This is a genomic window from Pseudomonas sp. R5-89-07 (genome assembly GCF_003851685.1).
GTDB lineage: Bacteria > Pseudomonadota > Gammaproteobacteria > Pseudomonadales > Pseudomonadaceae > Aquipseudomonas.
This window is the reverse complement of sequence record NZ_CP027727.1, coordinates 5,706,497-5,728,930: the sequence shown is the minus strand read 5'-3', so window position 1 is coordinate 5,728,930 and position 22,434 is coordinate 5,706,497. Positions and strand designations below refer to the sequence as shown.

The 22,434-nt window shown below is 59.7% G+C and carries 19 protein-coding genes; 12 read left to right on the top strand and 7 right to left on the bottom strand.

Annotation, left to right across the window (positions count from 1 at the left end):
* Positions 1-133: 133 nt before the first annotated feature.
* The gene (gene ppx, locus C4J94_RS26320) at positions 134-1,636 is read right to left on the bottom strand and encodes an exopolyphosphatase (protein WP_124388703.1); all 1,503 of its coding nucleotides are present in this window, start codon (positions 1,634-1,636) and stop codon (positions 134-136) included.
* 480 nt (positions 1,637-2,116) lie between these two features.
* On the opposite strand from ppx, the gene C4J94_RS26315 reads away from it, so the two are divergent.
* The 4 genes from C4J94_RS26315 to C4J94_RS26300 all read left to right on the top strand — a co-directional run bounded on the left by C4J94_RS26315 (position 2,117) and on the right by C4J94_RS26300 (position 6,631).
* The gene (locus C4J94_RS26315) at positions 2,117-2,773 is read left to right on the top strand and encodes a DUF1120 domain-containing protein (RefSeq protein ID WP_124388702.1); all 657 of its coding nucleotides are present in this window, start codon (positions 2,117-2,119) and stop codon (positions 2,771-2,773) included.
* A gap of 130 nt (positions 2,774-2,903) precedes the next feature.
* On the top strand, positions 2,904-3,593 hold the full coding sequence (locus C4J94_RS26310) for a fimbria/pilus chaperone family protein (protein WP_124389045.1): 690 nt from the start codon (positions 2,904-2,906) through the stop codon (positions 3,591-3,593).
* Between the two features lie 7 nt (positions 3,594-3,600).
* Positions 3,601-6,102 (top strand): fimbria/pilus outer membrane usher protein, encoded by a 2,502-nt coding sequence (locus C4J94_RS26305; protein ID WP_124388701.1) that lies wholly within the window; start codon positions 3,601-3,603, stop codon positions 6,100-6,102.
* Entirely contained in the window at positions 6,092-6,631 is a 540-nt protein-coding gene (locus tag C4J94_RS26300) for a hypothetical protein (protein ID WP_124388700.1), read from the top strand. The genes C4J94_RS26305 and C4J94_RS26300 overlap by 11 nt, the downstream gene beginning before the upstream one ends.
* On the opposite strand, the gene C4J94_RS26295 is transcribed toward C4J94_RS26300, so the two are convergent.
* From C4J94_RS26295 to C4J94_RS26280, 4 genes are read right to left on the bottom strand one after another with little or no spacing between them, the layout of a single operon-like run.
* Positions 6,603-7,340 (bottom strand): amino acid ABC transporter ATP-binding protein, encoded by a 738-nt coding sequence (locus tag C4J94_RS26295; protein ID WP_124388699.1) that lies wholly within the window; start codon positions 7,338-7,340, stop codon positions 6,603-6,605. The genes C4J94_RS26300 and C4J94_RS26295 overlap by 29 nt on opposite strands.
* Positions 7,327-7,977, bottom strand: a complete 651-nt coding sequence (locus C4J94_RS26290; protein ID WP_124388698.1) for an amino acid ABC transporter permease — start codon at positions 7,975-7,977, stop codon at positions 7,327-7,329. The genes C4J94_RS26295 and C4J94_RS26290 overlap by 14 nt, the downstream gene beginning before the upstream one ends.
* Positions 7,974-8,642: an amino acid ABC transporter permease gene (locus tag C4J94_RS26285; RefSeq protein WP_124388697.1), complete on the bottom strand. Its 669-nt coding sequence runs from the start codon at positions 8,640-8,642 to the stop codon at positions 7,974-7,976. Before C4J94_RS26285 ends, C4J94_RS26290 begins: the two co-directional genes overlap by 4 nt.
* Positions 8,643-8,659: 17 nt before the next feature.
* Positions 8,660-9,445 carry a transporter substrate-binding domain-containing protein gene (locus tag C4J94_RS26280; protein WP_124388696.1) on the bottom strand — a complete coding sequence of 262 codons (786 nt, stop codon included), beginning with the start codon at positions 9,443-9,445 and terminating at the stop codon, positions 8,660-8,662.
* A gap of 255 nt (positions 9,446-9,700) precedes the next feature.
* Here C4J94_RS26280 and C4J94_RS26275 point away from each other — a divergent pair, with 255 nt between their 5' ends.
* The 6 genes from C4J94_RS26275 to C4J94_RS26250 all read left to right on the top strand — a co-directional run bounded on the left by C4J94_RS26275 (position 9,701) and on the right by C4J94_RS26250 (position 16,974).
* On the top strand, positions 9,701-10,396 hold the full coding sequence (locus C4J94_RS26275; RefSeq protein WP_124388695.1) for a FadR/GntR family transcriptional regulator: 696 nt from the start codon (positions 9,701-9,703) through the stop codon (positions 10,394-10,396).
* Between the two features lie 120 nt (positions 10,397-10,516).
* On the top strand, positions 10,517-10,846 hold the full coding sequence (gene trxA / locus C4J94_RS26270; protein WP_015886460.1) for a thioredoxin TrxA: 330 nt from the start codon (positions 10,517-10,519) through the stop codon (positions 10,844-10,846).
* A 234-nt stretch (positions 10,847-11,080) separates the two neighbouring features.
* The gene (rho, locus tag C4J94_RS26265; protein ID WP_003176825.1) at positions 11,081-12,340 is read left to right on the top strand and encodes a transcription termination factor Rho; all 1,260 of its coding nucleotides are present in this window, start codon (positions 11,081-11,083) and stop codon (positions 12,338-12,340) included.
* A gap of 157 nt (positions 12,341-12,497) precedes the next feature.
* The gene (locus C4J94_RS26260; RefSeq protein ID WP_124388694.1) at positions 12,498-14,480 is read left to right on the top strand and encodes an acyltransferase family protein; all 1,983 of its coding nucleotides are present in this window, start codon (positions 12,498-12,500) and stop codon (positions 14,478-14,480) included.
* Between the two features lie 59 nt (positions 14,481-14,539).
* Positions 14,540-16,006, top strand: a complete 1,467-nt coding sequence (gene ubiD / locus C4J94_RS26255; protein WP_124388693.1) for a 4-hydroxy-3-polyprenylbenzoate decarboxylase — start codon at positions 14,540-14,542, stop codon at positions 16,004-16,006.
* A complete protein-coding gene (locus tag C4J94_RS26250; RefSeq protein ID WP_124388692.1) occupies positions 16,006-16,974 on the top strand; it encodes a CDP-6-deoxy-delta-3,4-glucoseen reductase in 969 nt (322 codons plus the stop codon). Before ubiD ends, C4J94_RS26250 begins: the two co-directional genes overlap by 1 nt.
* A gap of 58 nt (positions 16,975-17,032) precedes the next feature.
* Here the strand turns inward: C4J94_RS26250 and C4J94_RS26245 are convergent, their stop codons facing one another.
* Entirely contained in the window at positions 17,033-17,515 is a 483-nt protein-coding gene (locus C4J94_RS26245) for a sn-glycerol-3-phosphate transporter (RefSeq protein WP_124388691.1), read from the bottom strand.
* Between the two features lie 329 nt (positions 17,516-17,844).
* On the opposite strand from C4J94_RS26245, the gene C4J94_RS26240 reads away from it, so the two are divergent.
* A complete protein-coding gene (locus C4J94_RS26240) occupies positions 17,845-20,232 on the top strand; it encodes a TonB-dependent siderophore receptor (protein WP_124388690.1) in 2,388 nt (795 codons plus the stop codon).
* Positions 20,233-20,259: 27 nt separating this feature from the next.
* Entirely contained in the window at positions 20,260-20,913 is a 654-nt protein-coding gene (locus C4J94_RS26235) for a gamma-glutamylcyclotransferase (RefSeq protein WP_124388689.1), read from the top strand.
* Here the strand turns inward: C4J94_RS26235 and glpT are convergent.
* Positions 20,910-22,247 (bottom strand): glycerol-3-phosphate transporter, encoded by a 1,338-nt coding sequence (gene glpT / locus C4J94_RS26230; protein WP_016978960.1) that lies wholly within the window; start codon positions 22,245-22,247, stop codon positions 20,910-20,912. The genes C4J94_RS26235 and glpT overlap by 4 nt on opposite strands.
* Between the last annotated feature and the right edge of the window lie 187 nt (positions 22,248-22,434).

Below are 22,434 nucleotides of genomic sequence, written 5' to 3'. Positions count from 1 at the left end.
CCCAGGTTTGCTCCGATCTAACGTGGGAGGGGGCTTGCCCCCGATGGCGGTGGTTCAGTCAACGTATCAAGTGACTGACATACCGCATCGGGGGCAAGCCCCCTCCCACATTTGTTTTCTGCCGTAGGCCGGATTAGCGCACGTTCAGGCTGAACCCCACTCGTGTCAGCCACTCCGCCTCCTGGGCGAAGTCCGCCTGGGTCAGCTGGTTTTCATCCAGCCAGCCTTTGGGGAACATCACTTCCAGGCTGTCGCCGTCGGCGCGCAGCTTCACCTGGGGCATTTCCTGGGTGCCACGGATGTGGTGGAACAGGATGGCAAAGCGCAGCAGTGCGCACAGGCGAATCAGCTTGATGCCGTCTTTGCCGAACTCGGCAAACTTGTCCTTGGGAATATTGCGGCGGTGGCCGCGCACCAGCAGCGCGAGCATCTGCTGATCTTCGCGTGAGAACCCGGCCAGGTCCGAGTGCTCGATCAAATAGGCGCCATGCTTGTGGTAATGGTAGTGGGCGATGTCCAGGCCCACTTCGTGCACCTTGGCGGCCCAGCCCAGCAGTTCGCGCCATACGCCGTTTTGCAGGTCCCAATCGGCGGCCACCTGGTCGAAGGCATGCAGGGCTTTGCGCTCCACGCGAGCTGCTTGCTCCACGTCTACGTGGTAACGCTCCATCAACGAGCTGAGGGTGCGCTCACGCACATCTTCATGGTGATGGCGGCCAAGCAGGTCATAGAGCACACCTTCGCGCAGGGCGCCGTCACAGTGGTCCATGCGTTGCAGCTCGAGGGCATCGAAGATGGCTTCGAGAATCGCCAGGCCGGCTGGGAAGATGGCGCGTCGGTCAGGCTTGATGCCGTCGAAGTCGATCTTTTCGGCGTCCCCCAGCTTGAACAGCTTGCGCTTGAGCCACGCCAGGCCTTCGGCATTCACCTCGCCGGTGCCATGGCCACCGGCCTTGAGCGCCAGGCCGATGGCACGGATGGTACCGGAAGAGCCGATGGCTTCATCCCAGCTCAGGCGGTGCAGGGCGTGTTCGATACTCATGATCTCCAGCCGCGCCGCCGTGTAGGCCTGGGCATAACGCGCCGGTGTGATCTTGCCGTCCTTGAAATAACGCTGGGTATAGCTGACGCAGCCCATCTGCAGGCTTTCGCGCAGCAGGGGTTCGAAACGCTGGCCGATGATGAATTCGGTGCTGCCACCGCCAATGTCCGCCACCAGGCGTTTGCCGGGGGTGTCGGCCAGCGTATGGGAAACGCCCAGGTAGATCAGGCGTGCCTCCTCGCGACCGGAAATGACCTCCACCGGATGCCCGAGGATTTCCTCGGCGCGATGGATGAATTCGTTGCGGTTGCGGGCTTCACGCAACGCGTTGGTGCCCACTATTCGTACAGCGCCAGGGGGCATGCCGTTGATCAGTTGCGCAAAGCGCTTGAGGCAGTCGAGCCCGCGCTGCATGGATTCTTCATTGAGCTGACGTTCGTCATTGATCCCGGCAGCCAGTTGCACTTTCTCGCCGAGCCGCTCAAGGATGCGGATTTCACCGTTCTGGGCCTTGGCCACGACCATGTGAAAGCTGTTGGAGCCCAGGTCGATGGCAGCGATCAGGGACAGATTCTTGGCTTGGGATTGCGGCATGGTTTGGGGTCTCGGTCGATAACCTTGCCATCGTGCCACGATCGACCGCTGTAGCCAACGCGTTGTGCTTCGGTAATTTTCCCGAGGCTTTCTGTGGGGATATGTTGTGAGATATGTAGGGTGACATTCCAGGGTGGTCGACGAGTAGCGACTTAATGTGTAGGGGGTTTCAACTTTTGTTGTTAGTAAGGCCGGCTTTTGATTTGTCCTACAGAGCGCGTTTGGTTATTTCATCGGTTATTTACTTTTAGCCTACTCTTGAATTGGTTCTAAATGACTAATGGTTTTTACCATTCTCACTTTAACTGGAGTTTTGTCTGGTTCTTTAATGACGCACCAAAGCGACACACTGTCATCCGGCAATTGTGCCTTGGTGTTATTTATATGTCGTTGTAGATATCCAGGAAGATAACCGTTTGGCGATGGAGCCGCCAAGACGAAATAGAGAGCACCTGATAACTTCTAAGTGACAGGTCGAATATGAAAAAAATTGTTGGATTGACTTTGGGTCTCGCTTGCCTGGCGGCAAACATCGGTGCATATGCTGCCACCAGCGCCGAACTGATTGTCAGGGGGGTTATCAAGCCCGCCGCCTGTAACCTCAGCATGACCGCCGGTGGCATTATCGACTACGGCGATATTCCTTCGGGCCAGCTGTCTCAAACGGCGTTCAACGCGCTTACCGAAAAGACCACGCCTATCAGCATCCGCTGTGGCAACACGTCTGCCAAGTTCGGGCTCAAATTTTTCGATCTGCAGGCCGACAGCACGGTCCCGAACATACTCAACGCCCTTGGAAGTGGGTACACCGATGCGCATAACTACGGGTTAGGCACTGTGGGCACCCGGAAGACGGGTGGCTTTGCCATTGCCCTCAAGGACCTGCGCTCATCGACCACAGCATTGTCGCCAATTATGCGAATCAGCAATGGCGCCTGGCAGAACAGTGATGGCAAAGTCGCAAAATCGCCTAATCAATATTCCTGGCGCAGTGGCGCGAGTGTTACACCCGTCTCGATCACTCAGTTGACCGGTACGATCGCTGTGCGCGCGGTTATCAACAAAGGCCTGGACCTGGACCTCAGTCGCGACATTATCCTTGATGGGCGTGCAACACTTGAACTGAGTTACATCTAAACGACATAGCAACAGCCGATCAGGAGGTTTGTATTTCTGGTCGGCTGTTTTATAGCCGTGCCCGTCTATTCATAGTCAACTTCAAGGTTGTGGAGAGCACAGAGTGCTTAGTCGTCTATTCAGAAAAAATATGTGTTTGTCATGTGCAATGTGGCTTCTGTGTTTTGCCGGTGTTGCGGCGGCGGACGGTATGTTGCCGGAAACTACGGTTATTGTACTGAACGAAGAACAAGGTGAAGCGACGATTAACATCAAGAACACCGACGCGGCGCCTGCACTGTTGCATTCGGTAATAGAGAATGTACCGGAAGACGTGGAACCGCTCGTGATCGTGACGCCGCCCATTGCGCGAGTGGAAGGCGGCGAAACGCAACTGGTGCGTTTCATCAGCACCTCTAAGGCACCGCTGAAGACTCAGCGGCTCAAACGCGTATCCTTCGAAGGCATCCCCCAGGCGCGAGCTGCAGGCGGTGCGACCATTGGTATCACTTTGCGGCAGAATTTGCCGCTGATCCTGCATCCCCAAGGCCTGCCTGTTCATCACACGCCTTGGGCGCTGTTGAAATGGCGACGCACAGGGCCACGTTTGGCGGTGCACAACGACAGCGCGTATGTGGTGCGCATGGCCCCACAGGTTCGGTTACTGCCACAGGGAACCGCCGCTACGCTGCCGCGCACCTACATTTTGCCGGGCGAAGCGCTGGCGGTGAAGGTTGAGGGACCCTTGGAGGGACTGACGGGCGTCGAAATTCAGCCTGCCACGATCTACGGCTTTTCGGTAGATAACTACCGGGCCCCGATCAATGCCGACGGGGGTTGATCGACCCATGACAAACCTGTCGAGTCACCGAACCGGGGCTTTTTTATGGCCCCGTCGACCTACGTTGCTCATGGGGGTCGCGACACTGTGGAGCTTGCCCGGCGTTGTCCCTGCCTTGGAACTGGGCGAGGGCTTTGACCTCGCGGCACTGACCACCCACGGCATTGACCCGAAGGTCTCGGACTACTTCCGCACGGCGGCGCGCTTTCGTGAAGGCACCCAGGTGGTGGGGTTGAAAGTCAACGGTAACCCGCTCGGGTTGGTGGACGCGCAGTTCGATGCCAATGGGCAATTGTGTTTTACCCCGGCATTGCTGGAAAAAGCCGGTTTGGTAAAACCCGCTGGCACCGTCCGCAAAGGCGCCACTGCCGACCAGGCATGCCATGACTTTCTGGGAGCGTTCCCCACGACGATGGTGCGGCTGCGCCCTGGCAACGACGAGGTTGCGCTGGTAGTGCCAACTTCGTCATTGCGCGAACCGCAGTGGGAGGCCGGGGAGTTTGCCCGGGGCGGCGCGGCGGGTTTGTTCAACTATGACATACAGGGTTTCGACAGCCATTCGCGCAGTGGGAACAACCGGTTCGTCTCGGCCTACACCGAAGCGGGTTTCAACCTGGGCGATTGGATTGTCCGCAGTCGTCAGGTCCATGTCTCCGATAACGGCGTGACGCACAACGAGCACCTGTATGCCTATGCGCAGCGGGATGTCGCCGCATTGCGGTCGACTTTCCAGGCCGGTCAGCTTTCCAGCAACAACCCGCTGTTTGGCGGCATCCAGCTGTCGGGTGTGCAGTTTTCCCCCGATGGCCAGTCGCGCGTGCCAGCGGGCAGCAACAGTGCCGTGGTAGAAGGCCTGGCCCAGAGCCAGTCGCGAATCGACGTGCGTCAGTCCGGTGTGTTGATTCACAGCACGCTCGTGCCCGAAGGGCCGTTCCGGCTGACCGGTTTGCCATTGCTCAATGGCACGAGCGACCTTGAGGTCAGTGTGATCGATGTGCGCGGAGCCCGACGCAGCTTCGTGGTGCCGGCGGCTTCGTTCGCCGGAGCCGCGCCTGCGGCGCCTGGTTATTATTTCTCCCTTGGCAAGTTACGTGAGGAGGCGCACGGCGAAGGGCCGTCGCCCATCGTCGCCATGGGCAGCGGGACCTGGGGGCTGGGGCGCGACTCCTCGGGCGGTTTCGGCTTGCTGAGTACCGACGAATACTGGTCGGCAGGTGGCACGTTGAGCAGCGTGTTCTTCCAGCGCGTTTCGGTAGGCGCGCGCCATAACCTATCCCGCGACAGCCGTAATGCGGTGTCCGGGTCGCGCAGCAGCGTGTCCTTGAGCAGCCCGGTATCCGCCAACATCGATCTCAGTCTCAGCGCAACCAGCCAGACCCGGGGCTATCGCGAAGTGACTGAGGCCGGCCGCCCGACCACGGCCGACGTGCTGGAGTCGCGTTTCAAAAATCAATACACGGCGGGCATGACATGGGCCGACCCTACCCTGGGTGCGTTTTCCCTGGGCTATACCCGTAGCGCTCAATTTGACGGGCAGTCGAGCGAACACGTATTCGCCTCATGGAGCAAATCGTTGCGCTATGCCGATGTTGCGTTGATTGCCGACTCGCAGGTAGGCAGCACTCAGTCACGCCGAGACGCCAGGCGGGATAGAAACCGCCATGACACCGTGGTCGACGATGACCTTTCCCTGCGGTTGCAGGTCAGCGTACCCCTGGGCGGTGATCGTCGTGTGAACAGCTATATCAGCCGCCGTGGGGAGCAATCCCGTGCCGGTACTGCGCTCACTGAGCGGGTCAATGAGTATGTGAATTATGAAGTGGGTATCGAGCGCGACCTCAGTGCCAGGGAGCAAACGATGCGCGGCCAGGTAGACCTCACGCCGCGTTACACCCGAGTCGGTCTGGGTGTCAGTCGCGACCCGTTGAGCACCAGTTATACCGGGCAATTGCAAGGTGGCGTGGTTGCTCATGAAGGTGGGATTACCTTCTCGCCTTACGCGGTGCAGGACACGTTTGGGATCGCCTCGGTGGGCGATATTGGTTCTGCAAAAATCGATACCCCACAAGGCCCGGTGTGGACCGATTTCACCGGGCAAGCCGTGCTGCCAAGCTTGCCTGCCTACACCAACAGCCATATCGAAGTACAAACCCAGACCCTGCCAAGACGTGTTGATTTGAAGAACGGCACCCGGGTGCTCGCCGCAGGTCGCGGTTCCGTCAACACCGTGGCATTCGATGTGGTGAACGTGCGTCGTATGCTGGTCAACGCCAGCGACGATCAAGGCCGGCCGCTGCCCCAGGGGGCAGCAGTGTTCGGCAAGGGAGGTCGTTTTCTGACCAGCGTAGTGGGCGAGGGCATGATCTTTCTGAACGACGTAAGCGACATCCAGGATCTGAAGGTTTCATTACCGGACTCTGCCAGTTGCCTGCTGAGCATTTCACCTGGGGGCCAGCCTGATGATGACAAGTTCTACGAAACAACGTCGGCGGTGTGCCATGGCCGGTAAGCTCGGAAGCATCGGCTATGCGCTGTTCTTTACGGTGTTGTCGGCTCAGGGGGCACAAGCCGAAAACTGCCGCTTGTCCTTGAGCCAACCGCGTATCGACTACGGCGTCATTCGCAGGGAGGCGCTGGTCGAAAGCGCTACGGTGACGCTCGCCACGCGCACGCTGCAGCTTAACGTGTTGTGCGTCGAGCCAACGGCGATGGCGTTGCGGTTTGTCGGTGCCGCCGATGGGCAAGCGTTCCGTTTTGGCCAGCAGGGGCGGATGCGGTTTAGCCTCAAGCATGCACAGGTGGATGGGCGCGCCGTCGACTGGGACCCGCTCGGCAGTGGTGCGGGTGGGCAGTTACTGCCGGGCCAGATCCTGACGGCACGCGCCGCCGGGATGCCGGTGGCAGGCCAGCGCCTGACGGCCCAGGTCGACATCGACGTCGACCTGCCCGCCGACGCCCTGCAGGTCCGGAGCCAGACGTTGTTGGAGGGGCTGGGTAGCTTTGAACTGGTCAGCCCGGCTGTTCCACAGAGCCGATGAAGTTGGCGAGCTCGGGCGTCTGCGGGTTGGCAAACACGACCTTGGGGTCGCCCACTTCATGCACCTTGCCTTGGTGCATGAACACCAGCTTGTCACCCACTTCGCGGGCGAAGCGCATTTCGTGGGTCACCATGATCAGGGTCATGCCATCTTTGGCCAGTTGGCGTACCACGCTGAGTACTTCGTTGACCAGTTCCGGGTCCAGGGCCGAGGTGATCTCGTCGCACAAAAGTACCTTGGGTGACATGGCCAGGGCGCGGGCAATGGCGACGCGCTGCTGCTGCCCACCGGAAAGCCGATCCGGGAAAGCGTCGAATTTTTCCCCCAGGCCGACCCGCTCCAGCATCTGCCTGGCCAATTGCGCTGCCTTGGCCTTGGGCACCTTCTGTACCACTTGCGGGGCGAGCATGACGTTCTCGCCAACGGTGAGGTGCGGGAACAGGTTGAACTGCTGGAACACCATACCGACCTTCTGCCGCAGGCTGCGCAGGTCGGCGCGGGCGGCGTCGAGGTATTCGCCATCGACTTCGATCACGCCGTCGTTGATGGACTCCAGGCCATTGAGAGTGCGCAGCAAGGTGGATTTACCCGAGCCACTGCGGCCGATGATCGCCACCACCTGGCCTTCTTCAACGGTCAGGTCGATGCCCTTGAGCACGTGGTGATCGCCGTAATATTTATGCAGGGCGGAAATTCTAAGCAGAGGCATGCAGTCTCCTTTCCAGGTAGCGCGCACTGAGGGACAAGGGGTAGCAGAGCAGGAAGTAGCCGAGGGCCACCAGGCCGTAGACCATGAAGGGTTCGAAGGTGGCGTTGGCGAGCATGCCGCCGGTCTTGGTCAATTCGGTAAAGCCGATGATCGAGGTTACGGCGGTGCCTTTGACCACCTGCACCGAAAACCCCACGGTCGGCGCCACGGCGATGCGCAGCGCTTGGGGCAGTATCACGTAGCGCAGTTGTTCAAGGGGATTGAGCGCCAGGCTGGCTGAGGCCTCCCACTGCCCATGGGCAATGGAATCAACGCAGCCGCGCCAGATCTCGGCCAGGTAGGCGCTGGTAAACAGGGTCAGGGCAATGGCTGCCGCCATCCAGGGCGAAATATCCGCCCCGAGCAACGCAATGCCGAAAAACACCAGGAACAGTTGCATCAGCAGCGGTGTGCCCTGGAACAGTTCGATATAGGTGCGGGCAACGTTGCGCGGGAATGCCTTGTGGCTGATGCGCATCGCCATCACCACCAGGCCGATTACACCGCCGCCGACAAACGCTACCAGCGACAGCAACAGCGTCCATTGCAGTCCGGTGAGCAGGTTGCGCACGATGTCCCAGAACGAAAAATCACTCATCGGCTGTTCCTCATCACATAGCGGCGACCGATCCAGTTAAGTAACTGGCGAATCATCAACGCCATGCACAGGTACACCAGGGTGGTCAGGGCATAGGTTTCGAAGGCGCGGAAATTGCGTGACTGAATGAAGTTGGCGGCAAAGCTCAGCTCTTCGGTAGCGATCTGCGAGCAGACGGCCGAGCCGAGCATCACGATGATGATCTGACTGCTCAGGGCCGGCCACACCTTACCCAGCGCCGGCAGCAGGATTACGTGGCGAAACGCTTCGAAACGCGTCATTGCCAAGGCCGCCGCAGCCTCCAGTTGCCCGCGCGGTATGGCCTGGATGCCAGCACGGATGATCTCCGTGGAGTACGCGCCCAGGTTGATCACCATCGCCAGCACGGCGGCTTGCCACTCGGTGATCTTCACACCCAGGGACGGCAGGCCGAAGAAGATGAAGAAGAGCTGCACCAGAAATGGCGTGTTGCGGATCAACTCGACATACACGCCGAAGCACCACGCAAACGGCTGGATCTTCCACGCCCGCACGACCGCACCGACGGTGCCCAGCGCCACCCCCAGGATCGCGCCGATAGCCGTCAGCTCAAGTGTAAACAGGGCTCCGCGTAACAACAGGTCGGTGTTGGCCAATACCGGTACAAAGTCGAATTGATACGCCATCGGTTAGCTCCGTCGCGTCACAGATCAGCCGGTAGCGGCTCTTTGAGCCACTGCATGGCGTTCTTTTCCAGGCTGCCATCGGCCTTTGCCGCGACCAGTATCTGGTTGACCTTTTCCAGCAATGCCGGCTCGTTCTTGTTCACACCCACGTAGACCGGTGAGTCCTTGAGCTTCACTTTCAGCGCCGGTACGCGTTTCGGGTTGCGCTCGCTGATCGCCACCATCACCACGTTGCCGCTGGCGATCAGGTCGACCTGGCCGGCCAGGTAGGCGGCGATCGTCGAGTTGTTGTCTTCAAAGCGCTTGATGGTCGCCTCTTTGGGCGCAACAGCCGTCAGCTCGATGTCCTCGATGGCGCCGCGGGTCACGCTGATGGTCTTGCCCTTGAGGTCATCGGTGGTGCTGATCGGCGCGTCAGGCGGGCCGAACACGGCGAGGTAGAACGGTGCGTAGGCCTTGGAGAAGTCGATGACCTTTTCGCGCTCGGGGTTCTTGCCCAAGCTGGAGATCACCAGGTCGACCTTGCCGGTGGTGAGGAACGGGATGCGGTTGGTGCTGTTGACCGGGGTCAGCTCCAGCTTGACCTTGAGCTGGTCGGCCAGCAGCCTGGCGGTGTCGATGTCCAGGCCGCGGGGTTGCATGTCCGGGCCCACCGAACCGAACGGCGGGAAGTCCTGAGGCACGGCGACCTTGAGGGTGCCACGGGCAACGATATCGTCCAGACCGTTGGCCTGGGCGGGTGCCTGGCTCAGCATAAGGCTGGCAAACAGGGCAGTGAGCAGGGCGCTGTAGCGCTTGGTCATGGCAACTCTCCGAGAAGGGCGAAGGAATTTTCTGAGTTTGCTCAGTGCACAGCCCATGCCAGCCCTCTTGGAAATCCCTGAAAGGCACGTATCCGTTGAGATGGCATGGTCTTACTGGTCTGAACAGTCATTGAGCTTTTCGCACCCTTTTCGAGCGCTGCAAAAACCTCGCGAGCCCCTTTGGGGCGTGGCTTGCCGACAGACGCGAATAGCTTTACAACTAGCCGCTCAGTTGACTGGAACCTTGAGTTTTCTATGAATTCCATCGCCCAAGCGGTACCGGAGGCGGCCCTGCAGGCCATCCGCAAACTGATCAGGGAGCAAGGCTTCGGGCCGGGCGATGCCTTGCCCTCTCAACGCGATTTGGCGGTGCGTTTAGGCGTGAGCCGGGCGTCGTTGCGTGAGGCGTTATCGTCCTTGAGTGCCTTGGGCGTGGTCAGTGTGCAACCGGGCAAGGGCGTGTTCGTGCAGGCGCCACAGCCGCCGTCCGAACTGGCCTGGCCGTTCGCGGCGCAGGCCACGCCGCTGGACATCTTCCAGTTGCGTTACGCCCTTGAAGGCTTCGCTGCAGGTTTGGCGGCGGTCACATTGACCACCGACGAGCTCGACAGCCTGCAAGACAATGTCGAGGCGATGCGCAAGGTGCTCAAAGCCGGTGACTTTGAAGCCGCCGCCCGGCTGGACTTCGAGTTCCACCAGCGCATCCTGCTGGCCAGCGGCAACCAGGCAATGGTGAGCATTCTGAGTGCCAGCGCCGACGTATTCCTGGAAAGCCAGAAACTACCGTTCATCCGGCCGGAACGCGCCATGGAGACCTGGCAGGAACATCGCAAGATCCTGCGCGCCCTGGCCCGGCGCACCAGTGCGCCAGCGCAGAAAACCATGCAGGAACATGTACGTAATGCGGCATTGCGCACAGGGATAGCCTTCGTCACACCCGTTTCGCCGTGAGCCGGTGATATCCAAAGTCATGCGTCACCATAGCAAGACTCAATCAGAGGCGGCTTCCTGAACGGGGGAAGGGCGGCTATGATGGGCAACGTTTTTTTTGCTTACAATCCGGAGACATCCATGAGCAACGATCTTATCAAGCACGTCACCGACGCGACCTTTGAGGCCGAAGTACTCAAGGCTGCTGGCCCGGTGCTGGTTGACTACTGGGCTGAATGGTGCGGCCCTTGCAAAATGATCGCTCCGGTCCTGGACGACATTGCAACCACTTACGAAGGCAAGTTGACCATTGCCAAGCTGAACATCGACGACAATCAGGAAACCCCGGCCAAGCACGGCGTGCGTGGTATCCCAACGTTGATGCTGTTCAAGAATGGTAACGTTGAGGCCACTAAAGTGGGCGCGCTGTCGAAGTCCCAGCTGCAAGCTTTCCTCGACGCCAACATCTAAGCGTCGTCAAAAAAGCCCCGAAAATCTCGGGGCTTTTTCGTAAAACAGGGCTAGACGCTCCGAAATTCAGGTGGTACATTCGGCCCCGCACTGGTTTCTCCACTGCCCCCTGCAAGCCGTCGCCGACGCACTCCTTTTCGATTAGTACGCGATCCTGTCGCCTTCTCTGCGGCGCGGCCTCATTAAGCCAAAAGCTTAATTTCCCCCCTCCATAAATGATTACGTCATTCCTATATGAATCTGACTGAACTCAAGCAAAAGCCGATTACCGACCTGCTCCAACTGGCCGAAGAAATGGGCATAGAAAATATGGCCCGTTCGCGCAAGCAGGACGTGATTTTCTCCCTGCTCAAGAAGCACGCGAAAAGCGGCGAGGAAATCTCCGGTGATGGCGTGCTGGAGATTCTCCAGGACGGCTTCGGCTTCCTCCGCTCCGCAGACGCTTCCTATCTTGCCGGCCCAGACGATATCTACGTCTCGCCGAGCCAGATCCGTCGCTTCAACTTGCGCACCGGCGACACCATCGTGGGCAAGATCCGCCCTCCAAAGGAAGGCGAGCGTTACTTCGCTCTGCTCAAGGTCGACACGATCAACTTCGATCGTCCAGAGAACGCGAAAAACAAGATTCTCTTCGAGAACCTGACACCGCTGTTCCCGACCGTGCGCATGAAGATGGAAGCCGGCAACGGTTCCACCGAAGACTTGACCGGTCGTGTGATCGACCTGTGCGCCCCGATCGGTAAAGGCCAGCGCGGCCTGATCGTCGCGCCGCCGAAAGCCGGCAAGACGATCATGCTGCAGAACATTGCAGCGAACATCGCGCGTAACAATCCTGAAGTTCACCTGATCGTGCTGTTGATCGATGAGCGTCCGGAAGAAGTGACCGAAATGCAGCGCACCGTGCGTGGCGAAGTGGTTGCCTCGACGTTCGATGAGCCGCCGACCCGCCACGTGCAGGTTGCGGAAATGGTGATCGAGAAGGCCAAGCGCCTGGTCGAGCACAAGAAAGACGTGGTGATCCTGCTCGACTCCATCACCCGTCTGGCGCGTGCCTACAACACCGTGATCCCGAGCTCCGGCAAGGTGCTGACCGGTGGTGTCGACGCCCACGCCCTGGAGAAACCCAAGCGTTTCTTCGGCGCCGCGCGCAACATCGAAGAAGGCGGCTCGCTGACCATTATCGCCACCGCGCTGGTTGAAACCGGCTCGAAGATGGACGAAGTGATCTACGAGGAGTTCAAGGGTACCGGCAACATGGAGCTGCCTCTGGACCGTCGTATTGCTGAAAAACGTGTGTTCCCGGCCATCAACATCAACCGTTCCGGCACCCGCCGTGAAGAGTTGCTGACTGCCGACGACGAACTGCAGCGCATGTGGATCCTGCGCAAGCTGCTGCACCCGATGGATGAAGTTGCCGCCATCGAGTTCCTGATCGACAAGCTGAAAACCACCAAGACCAACGACGAGTTCTTCCTGTCGATGAAGCGCAAGTAATACAGCGTTTCAGGTCCGAAAAATGGCGCCCTAACGGGGCGCCATTTTTTTTGCGTCGAGATTCATCGTGTTTTGTGGCATAAGTGTCCGTTAAGTAACAAAAATTGTACGCGCGACTACGCTCACTTCTTTCGTCACAGACTGACCACAAATTCTTATGACCACTCTTGCTTACCGCAGAGACATCGATGGCCTGCGTGCCATTGCTGTCCTTGCAGTCGTGTTGTTTCACTTCGGCGTTCCTGGCATCACCGGCGGTTTCGTTGGCGTTGATGTGTTCTTCGTCATTTCCGGCTTTCTGATCACTTCCATTATCTGGCGCGAGCGTCAGGCCGGGCGCTTCAGTTTCATCGACTTCTGGGCTCGGCGCGCACGGCGTATTCTGCCGGCGCTATTTGTAATGATTGCGGCGACACTGGCGGTGGGTTGGTTTCTGTTGGCGCCCAAGGACTACGAGGAGTTGGGGCGGTCTGCGCACTATCAGGTGACCTTTACCTCCAATCTCTTGTTCTCGCGCCAGCATGGCTACTTCGATGCATCCTCTGACATCAAGCCCCTGCTGCATACCTGGTCACTGGCGGTAGAAGAACAGTTCTACATCGTTTTCCCCCTGCTGCTAACGTTGCTTTCGAGTCGCCTGAAACACTGGCGTCTGGCGCTGTTCGTGGTGCTGCTGGGTTCGTTTGGCATGAGCGTCTGGGCGGTTCAGCATGAGCCGCAGAAAGCCTTCTTCTTGTTTCACCTGCGGGCCTGGGAATTGCTGGCCGGCGCGATGCTGGCGGTGCTGCCCAAATATGAGTGGCGCGCCTCGCCTGCCCTGGCGCAAGGGGTCAGCCTGGCTTCCCTGGGGCTGATTCTGATCGCCGTATTGGGCTACGACGCGAAAACGCCTTTCCCCGGCGCAACCGCGCTGTTGCCTGTGCTGGGCGTCGTCGGCTTGATCTGGGCCAACGGCCAGCAACACACCTGGGTCGCGCGCCTGTTGAGCACGCGAGTAATGGTCGGCATCGGGCTGATTTCCTATTCCTGGTACCTCTGGCACTGGCCGGTGTTCGTCTACGCCAACTATGCTGCAGTGGATGGCTTGAGCGCGCTGGAACTGGCCGGGCTGATGCTGCTGTCGCTGGTGCTCGGCTACTTGTCTTGGCGTTTCGTGGAAACGCCATTCCGGGAAAAACGCTTGCTGGCTACACGCAAGACGATTCTGGCGGCAGCCCTGGTCGGCATTCTTGGCCTGGGCTTTACGGGCCTGGCGATACGCGAATTCGACGGGGTGCCTTCGCGTTTGTCCGAACAGGCGTTGCGTTTCGCCCAGGCGAAGAAGTGGAGCCCGGAGCTGCTGGCGTGCATGGCTGACAAAGACACGCCCGATGAGCGGTTGTTCTGCCATTTCGGCCCGCAAACCCAGTCCGTCTCTGCGCTGGTATGGGGCGATAGCCATGCCACTGCATTGATTCCCGCACTCAAGGAAGGCGCTGATCGCCACGATATCAGCCTGGTCGAAGCCAGTTTCGCGGGCTGTATTCCGTTGGATGGCCTGGAAAACATTACCCGCTGTGCGCATTTCAACCGTCGCGTCGAGAAGGCGATGGCCGAGAAAAAGTTTAGCGATGTGGTGCTGGCGGCGCGCTGGAGCCTCTATGTCTACGGGCAAATGTCCGGTGACAAGGAGCATGCGCTCAAGGACCCGGGCACCGGCCAGTATGTGCGCGCTGTCGCCGAGCAGCGCTTTGCCCAGGGCCTGCGCAAGCGCATTCAGGCACTGCGCGCTGCCGGGCATAAGGTCTGGTTGGTCAAGGAAGTGCCGCTGCAGGAAATCATCGTGCCTTACCGCCTCAGTCGCCTGGCGATGATGAATCGACCGGTGGACGGTGAAGGGCTCGCCGTGGCCGAGCATGTGAAGCGCCAGGCCTTTATCACCCAGTTGTTCGACGAGCTGGCGGCTGCCGACAGCGGTGTCAGGGTGCTGGATCCAGCGCCCTTGCTGTGCGGTACCGACGGCTTGTGCCGGGTGGAACTCAACGGTCGGGCGCTGTACACCGACGATAACCACCTTTCCGACGTGGGTGCGCGGCACATCGAGGCCTTCCTGGAACCGTTGTTCAGTTCGCTGCAATCACGGGGATTGACGGCCAATTAAGCTGCCAGCTGTCTCTGGAGCAGGTAGGATGTACGCCTATTTTACGGGTGGCATGGTTAATGAAATTCAAGGATCTTCGGGATTTCGTGCAGCAACTTGAGCAGCGCGGAGAGTTGAAACGTATCCAGATGCCGATTTCGCCGGTACTGGAAATGACTGAGATTTGCGACCGCACCCTGCGCAACAAGGGCCCGGCGCTGCTGTTCGAGAACCCGACCGGCTATGACATCCCGGTGCTTGGCAACTTGTTCGGTACTCCCGAGCGCGTCGCCTTTGGCATGGGCGCCGAGTCGGTCAGCGAGCTGCGCGAGATCGGCAAGCTGCTGGCATTCCTCAAGGAGCCCGAGCCGCCCAAGGGCTTGAAAGACGCGTGGTCGAAGCTGCCGATCTTTCGCAAGATCATTGCCATGGCACCCAAGGTGGTCAAGGACGCGGTGTGTCAGGAAGTGGTCATCGAAGGCGATGACGTCGACCTGGCCATGCTCCCGGTGCAGACCTGCTGGCCCGGCGACGTCGGCCCGCTGATCACCTGGGGCCTGACCGTCACTAAAGGGCCGAACAAGGACCGCCAGAACCTCGGCATCTACCGTCAGCAAGTGATCGGCCGCAATAAGGTGATCATGCGCTGGCTGAGCCACCGTGGCGGCGCCCTGGACTTCCGGGAGTGGTGCGAAAAGCACCCCGGCCAGCCGTTCCCGGTCTCCGTGGCGCTGGGCGCCGACCCGGCTACCATCCTGGGCGCCGTGACGCCGGTGCCGGACAGCCTGTCCGAATACGCCTTTGCTGGCCTGCTGCGCGGCAACCGCACCGAACTGGTGAAATGCCGCGGTAACGACCTGCAAGTGCCGGCCACCGCCGAAATCATCCTCGAAGGCGTGATTCACCCCGGTGAAATGGCCGATGAAGGGCCTTACGGCGACCATACCGGCTATTACAACGAAGTCGACAGCTTTCCGGTGTTCACCGTCGAGCGCATCACCCATCGGATCAAACCGATCTACCACAGCACTTACACTGGCCGTCCACCGGACGAGCCGGCCATTCTCGGCGTGGCGCTGAACGAAGTGTTCGTGCCGATCCTGCAAAAGCAGTTCCCGGAAATCACTGACTTCTACCTGCCGCCGGAAGGCTGCTCGTACCGCATGGCCATCGTGACCATGAAGAAGTCGTATCCAGGCCATGCCAAGCGGGTAATGCTGGGCGTGTGGTCGTTTTTGCGACAATTCATGTACACCAAGTTCGTTATCGTCACTGACGACGACATCAACGCACGCGATTGGAACGATGTGATCTGGGCCATTACCACGCGCATGGACCCCAAGCGCGACACGGTAATGATCGATAACACACCGATCGATTACCTTGATTTCGCCTCTCCGGTGTCGGGACTTGGATCGAAAATGGGTCTGGATGCCACTCACAAGTGGCCGGGTGAAACCACCCGCGAGTGGGGCCGGGTAATCGTCAAGGATGACGCAGTGACGGCTCGCGTCGATGCAATCTGGAAAGAATTGGGAATAGATTGATGCGCGTAACCCTGCAACCTTCCGGCGCGGTACTGGAGCTGGACCCTGGCGAGCGAATCCTCGACGGCGCACGTCGCCTTGGCTACGAGTGCCCGCAGGCCTGTCGCAACGGCGTATGCCACGTGTGTGCGGCGCTGCTGGTGGAAGGCCGGGTGCAGCAGGCTGGCGAAGTACGTGACCACGGTGAGTTCTTTACCTGCATCGCCGAGCCGTTGGAAGATTGCATTGTGTTGTGGGATGGCGTGCTGGCGCCGGGAGAGTTGCCATTGCGCAAGTTGTCGTGCCAATTGAGCGAATGCGTGGAGGTCGGCGGCGATGTGTGGCGCGTGCGCCTGCGAGCCCCGGCGGGCAAGGCGGTGCGCTACCACGCCGGGCAATACCTGATGATCGAGCGTGAAAGCGGCGAGAAGTCGGCGTTTTCCCTGGCGTCGGCGCCTCACTCCGGGCGCGAGCTGGAATTGCACGTGCTGGCCCGCGAAGACAGCGCACGTAACCTGCTGGACCAGCTCCAGCGCAATCAGATGGCGCGTATTGAATTGCCGTTCGGCGACACCCACCTGGCCGAGTTACCGGACGGGCCGTTGGTGCTAATTGCCGCCGGCACCGGCATGGCGCAGATGCACAGCCTGATCGAGCATTGCCGGGCTTCCGGTTTCAAGCACCCTGTGCACCTGTATTGGGGCGTGCGTCGTCCGGAAGATTTCTACGAGATCGAGCATTGGGAGCAGTGGCAGCAACTGCCCAACCTGTTTCTGCACAAGGTCGTGAGCGACCTGTGCGGTTGGGAAGGGCGTTGCGGCTTGCTGCATGAAGCCGTGTGCGAAGACATTGCCGACCTGACGGCCGTGCACGTGTACGCCAGTGGCTCACCAGCGATGATCTACGGCACGCTGGATGCGTTGGTCGACGCCGGGATGGATGCGCACCAGATGCGCGCCGACGTATTCGCCTACGCCCCTCGGCCCTGAGCAGAGCAAAAACATCAGGGTTAAACGCCGATCAAATGGTGGGAGTGGGCTTGCCCGCTCAGAACCGCAACCCCGCCGTCACCATCGCCGCATTGAACCCCAGCAACACCAATTCCGCCGCCACCGGCCCGTAATGCGTGCCTATGGATGGAATGATCACGGGCGCCACGCCGTAACGGTTCAGCGGGATCTTGTCGCGGTACTTGCCGCAATAACCCTGGATCGCCCCGCCTGTGACCTTCAGGTACACCGGGTACTCGGCCATGTCGTAGCGCTTGCCCGCATAGGCGTAGTACGAACGCTGGCGGAACGAGTTGCGAAAGGTCGCCCCGCCATACACAAAACCTGAGGCTTCGTTGCGCTCCAGGCCGATCAGGTCCTGGTTATTGTTGTGCTCCGGGTCCGGCGCGAAGTGTCGGGTGTAGACGCTGGTCTGGGCGTACCAGAAGCCTTTGTCGTCCTCGGCAGCCAATGTTTCGCCAGCCAACGCCGTGGTGGCTTGGGCGAGAAATAACAGGCCAGGCAATCGAAATGTTTTCATGGGGTGCGACCTCGATAGTCGGTTTGAAGGGCGGCTAAGTGGGTCGTTCTGTACGCGCCATTTTGACGGTTTGGCGTATCCCCAGGCTGAACCGGGGCTGAAAGTAGCGGGATTGTTGTCCTCAATCCTGACGGAGGGGTCTGCTTGCTTATGCTTTCTCTTATTCTTTAAAGGTATTTAATTTGTTTCATAAATATCATTAAGCTATATCTCAACGGACTACCGATCTTCTTCAGACACCAACACACTGACCGCCACCGCCCGCCAGCCGGACCGATCGTACGAATTCAGAGCAGTGAAGTTCTGATTCCTGATTCAAGGGGAGCGGTATGGGGAGTTACAAGAAACACGCGCTGTACTCAGCGATTTTGTCGGCCAATTTGCTGACCGCTGTGGGGTTCAATCCCGTCCTGGCAGACGAAACGCCTGCCGCCGAAGCGCCCAGGCTGGACACCGTGATCGTCACCGGTACCCGCGCCCAGGAGCGCACTGCCAGCGCTTCGTTGTCGCCTATCGACGTGATCTCCGGCGAAACCCTGCGCAGCACCGGCTCCGACGAGTTGGGCGCGGTGTTGGCGCGCCTGATTCCATCGATCAACTTTCCCCGGCCAAGCCTGGTCGATGGCGCCGAACTGGTGCGCCCGGCGCAGTTGCGCGGCCTATCGCCGGACCAGGTGTTGGTGCTGGTCAACGGCAAGCGCCGTCACACCAGTGCCTTCGTCAATCTCGGCGGAGCGGTGGGCCGTGGTTCTGCACCGGCAGACTTGAACGCGATCCCGCTCTCGGCAGTCGACCACATCGAAGTGCTGCGTGATGGCGCCTCTGCACGTTACGGCTCCGATGCGATCGCCGGAGTGATCAACGTGATCCTCAAGCATGCCGACCATGGCGGCTCGATCTCCACCAAGTTCGGTGAATACAAGAAGGGCGACGGAATACAGCGCACTGTCAGTGGCAACACCGGCCTGGCATTGGGTGACAACGGCTTTATCAACCTTTCGGCCGAAGGCGCCGATAACGATTACACCAACCGCGCCGGCAATGATTACCGCCCCGGCAGCATCGGCTCCACCACCTACGGCCAGCGTGTGTTCCGTCAGGGCGAGCCGGCTACCAATGAAGGCAAGTTCCAGTTCAACTCCGAATATGCCTTCAGCGATGCGGCAGAGTTCTACACCTTCGGCGGCTACAGCAAGCGACGCGGCGAAACGGCGGCGTTCTATCGAGCGAGCAATGCGTCCAACAACATTGCGGCGCTCAACCCCAACGGTTACTTGCCGCTGATCAAGGGCAACCTGGAAGACACCTCCCTGGTGGTCGGCTTGCGCGGTCTGCTGGCTTACGACTGGCATTACGATTTGTCGGCCAACTACGGCAAGAACCAGTACGAACTGGGCACTGAAACCATCAATACGTCCCTGGGCCTGAGCACGCCGCGCAAATTCAACAATGGCACCTTGAGCAACGATCAGAAGCAAGTCAGCCTGGACCTGTCCCGTGAGTTTGACCTGGGGTTCCTGCCATACCCGGTTTCCGTGGCGTTTGGCGGTGAATACCTGCATCAGGGCTATCAAATCGAAGCAGGGGAGCCCGCGTCCTACTACCAGACCGGCAGCTCGGGCCTCGGCGGCTTCCGCGATGCGGATGCGGGCACCAGCACCCGGCATAACTGGGCGCAATATCTGGACCTGGAAACCAACTTCACCGAAAAACTCAGCGCCTCGGCTGCGGTACGCCATGAGGACTACAGTGATTTTGGTTCCAACCTCAGCGGTTCGCTGTCGGCCCGTTACGACTTCACTCCGCAAGTGGCGTTGCGCGGCAGCATTTCCAACGGCTTTCGCGCGCCGTCCCTGGCCCAGCAGAATTTCGCCTATACCTCGTCGCAGTTGATCGGCAATACGATCCAGGAGGCCGGCACGTTCCCGGCCAACAGCCAGGTGGCGCGACTGCTCGGCGCCGAAGACCTCAAGGCCGAAAAGTCGCGCAACTACAGCCTTGGCCTGGTGCTGGAGCCTGCCGATGATCTGACGGTGACGCTGGATGTGTATCGCATCGACATACGTGACCGCATCAGTCTTTCGTCCAACCTAGCGCTCAACCCGGCGACGGTTGCCTACCTGCAAGCCAACGGGGTCGGCAACATCAACTACACCACCGCGCGTTACTTCACCAATGCCACCGACACCAGCACCGACGGTGTCGACCTGGTGGCCAACTATCGCTATCAGTTCGATAACGGTATTCGCTGGAACAGCACCGTGGGCTACAACTACAACCACACCAAAGTCACCGACGTAAAGGCCAATCCGGCGGTCCTCGACAGTCTGGGCGCCAACCTGGTGCGGGTGGACCGTCGCGAGCGCATTGGTTTGCTCGGCGACACCACGCCCCAGCACAAGCTGAGCCTGGGCAACGATTTCACCTTCGGCCAGTGGGCGCTGCACAGCAACCTGGTGCGCTATGGTGAGTTCACCAGCTACCAGGCGGACAAGGTCAACGACCAGACCTTCAAGGCGGCCTGGGTGCTCGATCTGTCGGCGGATTACAAATTGAAAAACTGGACTTTCACCCTGGGTGGCGACAACGTCACCGATAAATACCCGGAGAAGGTCAATGCCTACGCCAGCAGTGGCGGCAATCTCGCCTACAGCACTTTTTCGCCGTACGGTTACAGCGGCGCGTTTTATTACGGTAAAGTCGCTTACAACTGGTAATACATAGGAGGCGCACCGCTTTTTGCCATGACCGCCATTGAAACCGATCTTTTGCAGTTGGCTTACCCTCCGCGGCTCGATCTGGGGCCGCAACTCACGCACGAACAATTGATGAGCTCGATGCAGGCCACCATGGGTCGGCACAAGGGTGGGCCGGTCTGGCTGTTTGCGTATGGTTCGCTGATCTGGCGCCCGGAATGTTCGTCCACCGAGCGGGTGCGGGCACGTGTACATGGCTATCACCGGGGCCTGTACCTGTGGTCTCACGAACACCGCGGTACGCCGGAGTTGCCGGGGCTGGTGTTCGGGCTGGATCGCGGCGGTTCGTGCAGCGGGTTTGCTTACCGCTTGCCGGAAGATCAGTTGGAGGCGTCGCTTTATGCGTTATGGCAACGCGAGATGCCTTACCCGTCCTACCGACCGCACTGGCTCAGTTGCCGGTTGGAAGACGGCAGTCAGGTACAGGCGTTGGGGTTTGTGCTGGAACGGCACTTGCCCAGCTACGCCGGCAACTTGCCTGATATCGTGCTCAATCATGTGCTGCAAAGCGCTTGCGGGCGTTACGGCACCACTCGCGATTATGTCGAGCAGACCGTGAACGCCCTGCGTAGCCACGCCATGCCAGATAAAAACCTGGAGGCGCGGCTCAAGCGTTGTGCAAAGGATTGCTCAGGCGGTTAGCGCGCCGAGCTGACGCTGTTGGTGTGCCACAGCGTTGGGATCAGGAAGGCGATTGCCAGGATGCACGCGCCGATCAGCAGCACGAAGCCACCGTCCCAACCGAAGTGGTCCACGGTGTAGCCCATCGCCGCACTTGCGGCCACCGAACCGCCCAGGTAGCCGAACAGGCCGGTGAAGCCCGCAGCCGTACCCGCGGCTTTCTTCGGCGCCAGTTCCAGCGCCTGCAGGCCGATCAGCATCACCGGGCCATAGATCAAAAAGCCGATGGAGAACAGCGCGATCATGTCGACCATTGGATTGCCCGGCGGGTTGAGCCAGTAAACCAGGGTCGCCACGGTCACCAGCGCCATGAACACGATGCCGGTCAGGCCGCGATTGCCACGGAAGATCTTGTCTGACATCCAGCCGCACAGCAGCGTGCCCGGGATACCTGCCCACTCGTAAAAGAAATACGCCCACGACGATTTGTCGACCGTGAAATGCTTGGCTTCTTTCAGGTAGGTCGGCGCCCAGTCCAGTACGCCGTAGCGCAGCAGGTAGACGAACACGTTGGCGAACGCGATGTACCACAGCATTTTGTTGCGCAGCACGTACTTGACGAAGATTTCCTTGGCACTGAATTCGTCTTCGTGGCTGGCGTCGTAGCCTTCCGGGTAGTCGTTCTTGTACTTCTCGATAGGCGGCAGGCCCACCGACTGCGGGGTGTCACGCATGGTAATGAAGGCGAACGCCGCCACCAGCAACGCCACGGTCGCCGGCACATAGAAGGCCGCGTGCCAGTCGTTGAACCAGGCCATGCCCAACAGGAACAGCGGGCCGATCAGGCCGCCGCCGACGTTATGCGCCACGTTCCATACCGAGACCACGCCGCCGCGTTCCTTCTGCGACCACCAGTGCACCATGGTCCGCCCACTCGGCGGCCAGCCCATGCCCTGGGCCCAGCCGTTGATGAACAACAAAATGAACATCATGGTCACGCTGGATGTGGCCCAAGGCGCGAAACCGAAAATGAACATCACCCCGGCTGAAACCAGCAGGCCGAAGGGCAGGAAGTAGCGCGGGTTGGAGCGGTCGGACACCAGGCCCATGAGAAACTTGGACAGGCCGTAGGCGATCGCGATGGCCGACATCGCCAAGCCCAGCTCACCACGGGTGTAACCCTCGTCGATCAGGTAGGGCATGGCCAAGGAGAAGTTTTTGCGCAGCAAGTAGTAGCCGGCGTAACCAAAGAAAATACCAGCGAAGATCTGCCAGCGCAGTCGTCGGTAGGTACTGTCTATTTTTTCTTCAGGCAGGGGCGCCTGGTGTGCGGCAGGTCGAAAGAAAGCAAACATTCAAGAGCTCCAAATTTCTTGTTTTGACTGCGGATGCGAATGTTACAGTTTCGTTACCGAAAATAGCATCGCCTCTTATCCGCAAACACAGGAAAACGGAGCAATTGCATGTTCTCTTATGAACATGTCGCTAATAGATAAGTTGTGGTCGGAATTGGAGTCTGCGAGTCCCTGGAGATCCAAATGT

Coding starts and splice junctions, on each gene's coding strand:
- trxA (WP_015886460.1), top strand. CDS start 10,517: ATGAGCAACGATCTTATCAAGCACGTCACCGACGCGACCTTTGAGGCC.
- C4J94_RS26250 (WP_124388692.1), top strand. CDS start 16,006: ATGCGCGTAACCCTGCAACCTTCCGGCGCGGTACTGGAGCTGGACCCT.
- glpT (WP_016978960.1), bottom strand. CDS start 22,247: ATGTTTGCTTTCTTTCGACCTGCCGCACACCAGGCGCCCCTGCCTGAA.
- rho (WP_003176825.1), top strand. CDS start 11,081: ATGAATCTGACTGAACTCAAGCAAAAGCCGATTACCGACCTGCTCCAA.
- C4J94_RS26305 (WP_124388701.1), top strand. CDS start 3,601: ATGACAAACCTGTCGAGTCACCGAACCGGGGCTTTTTTATGGCCCCGT.
- C4J94_RS26315 (WP_124388702.1), top strand. CDS start 2,117: ATGAAAAAAATTGTTGGATTGACTTTGGGTCTCGCTTGCCTGGCGGCA.
- C4J94_RS26280 (WP_124388696.1), bottom strand. CDS start 9,445: ATGACCAAGCGCTACAGCGCCCTGCTCACTGCCCTGTTTGCCAGCCTT.
- C4J94_RS26300 (WP_124388700.1), top strand. CDS start 6,092: ATGGCCGGTAAGCTCGGAAGCATCGGCTATGCGCTGTTCTTTACGGTG.
- C4J94_RS26245 (WP_124388691.1), bottom strand. CDS start 17,515: ATGAAAACATTTCGATTGCCTGGCCTGTTATTTCTCGCCCAAGCCACC.
- C4J94_RS26275 (WP_124388695.1), top strand. CDS start 9,701: ATGAATTCCATCGCCCAAGCGGTACCGGAGGCGGCCCTGCAGGCCATC.
- C4J94_RS26290 (WP_124388698.1), bottom strand. CDS start 7,977: ATGAGTGATTTTTCGTTCTGGGACATCGTGCGCAACCTGCTCACCGGA.
- ubiD (WP_124388693.1), top strand. CDS start 14,540: ATGAAATTCAAGGATCTTCGGGATTTCGTGCAGCAACTTGAGCAGCGC.
- C4J94_RS26260 (WP_124388694.1), top strand. CDS start 12,498: ATGACCACTCTTGCTTACCGCAGAGACATCGATGGCCTGCGTGCCATT.
- C4J94_RS26240 (WP_124388690.1), top strand. CDS start 17,845: ATGGGGAGTTACAAGAAACACGCGCTGTACTCAGCGATTTTGTCGGCC.
- C4J94_RS26310 (WP_124389045.1), top strand. CDS start 2,904: ATGTGTTTGTCATGTGCAATGTGGCTTCTGTGTTTTGCCGGTGTTGCG.
- ppx (WP_124388703.1), bottom strand. CDS start 1,636: ATGCCGCAATCCCAAGCCAAGAATCTGTCCCTGATCGCTGCCATCGAC.
- C4J94_RS26235 (WP_124388689.1), top strand. CDS start 20,260: ATGACCGCCATTGAAACCGATCTTTTGCAGTTGGCTTACCCTCCGCGG.
- C4J94_RS26295 (WP_124388699.1), bottom strand. CDS start 7,340: ATGCCTCTGCTTAGAATTTCCGCCCTGCATAAATATTACGGCGATCAC.
- C4J94_RS26285 (WP_124388697.1), bottom strand. CDS start 8,642: ATGGCGTATCAATTCGACTTTGTACCGGTATTGGCCAACACCGACCTG.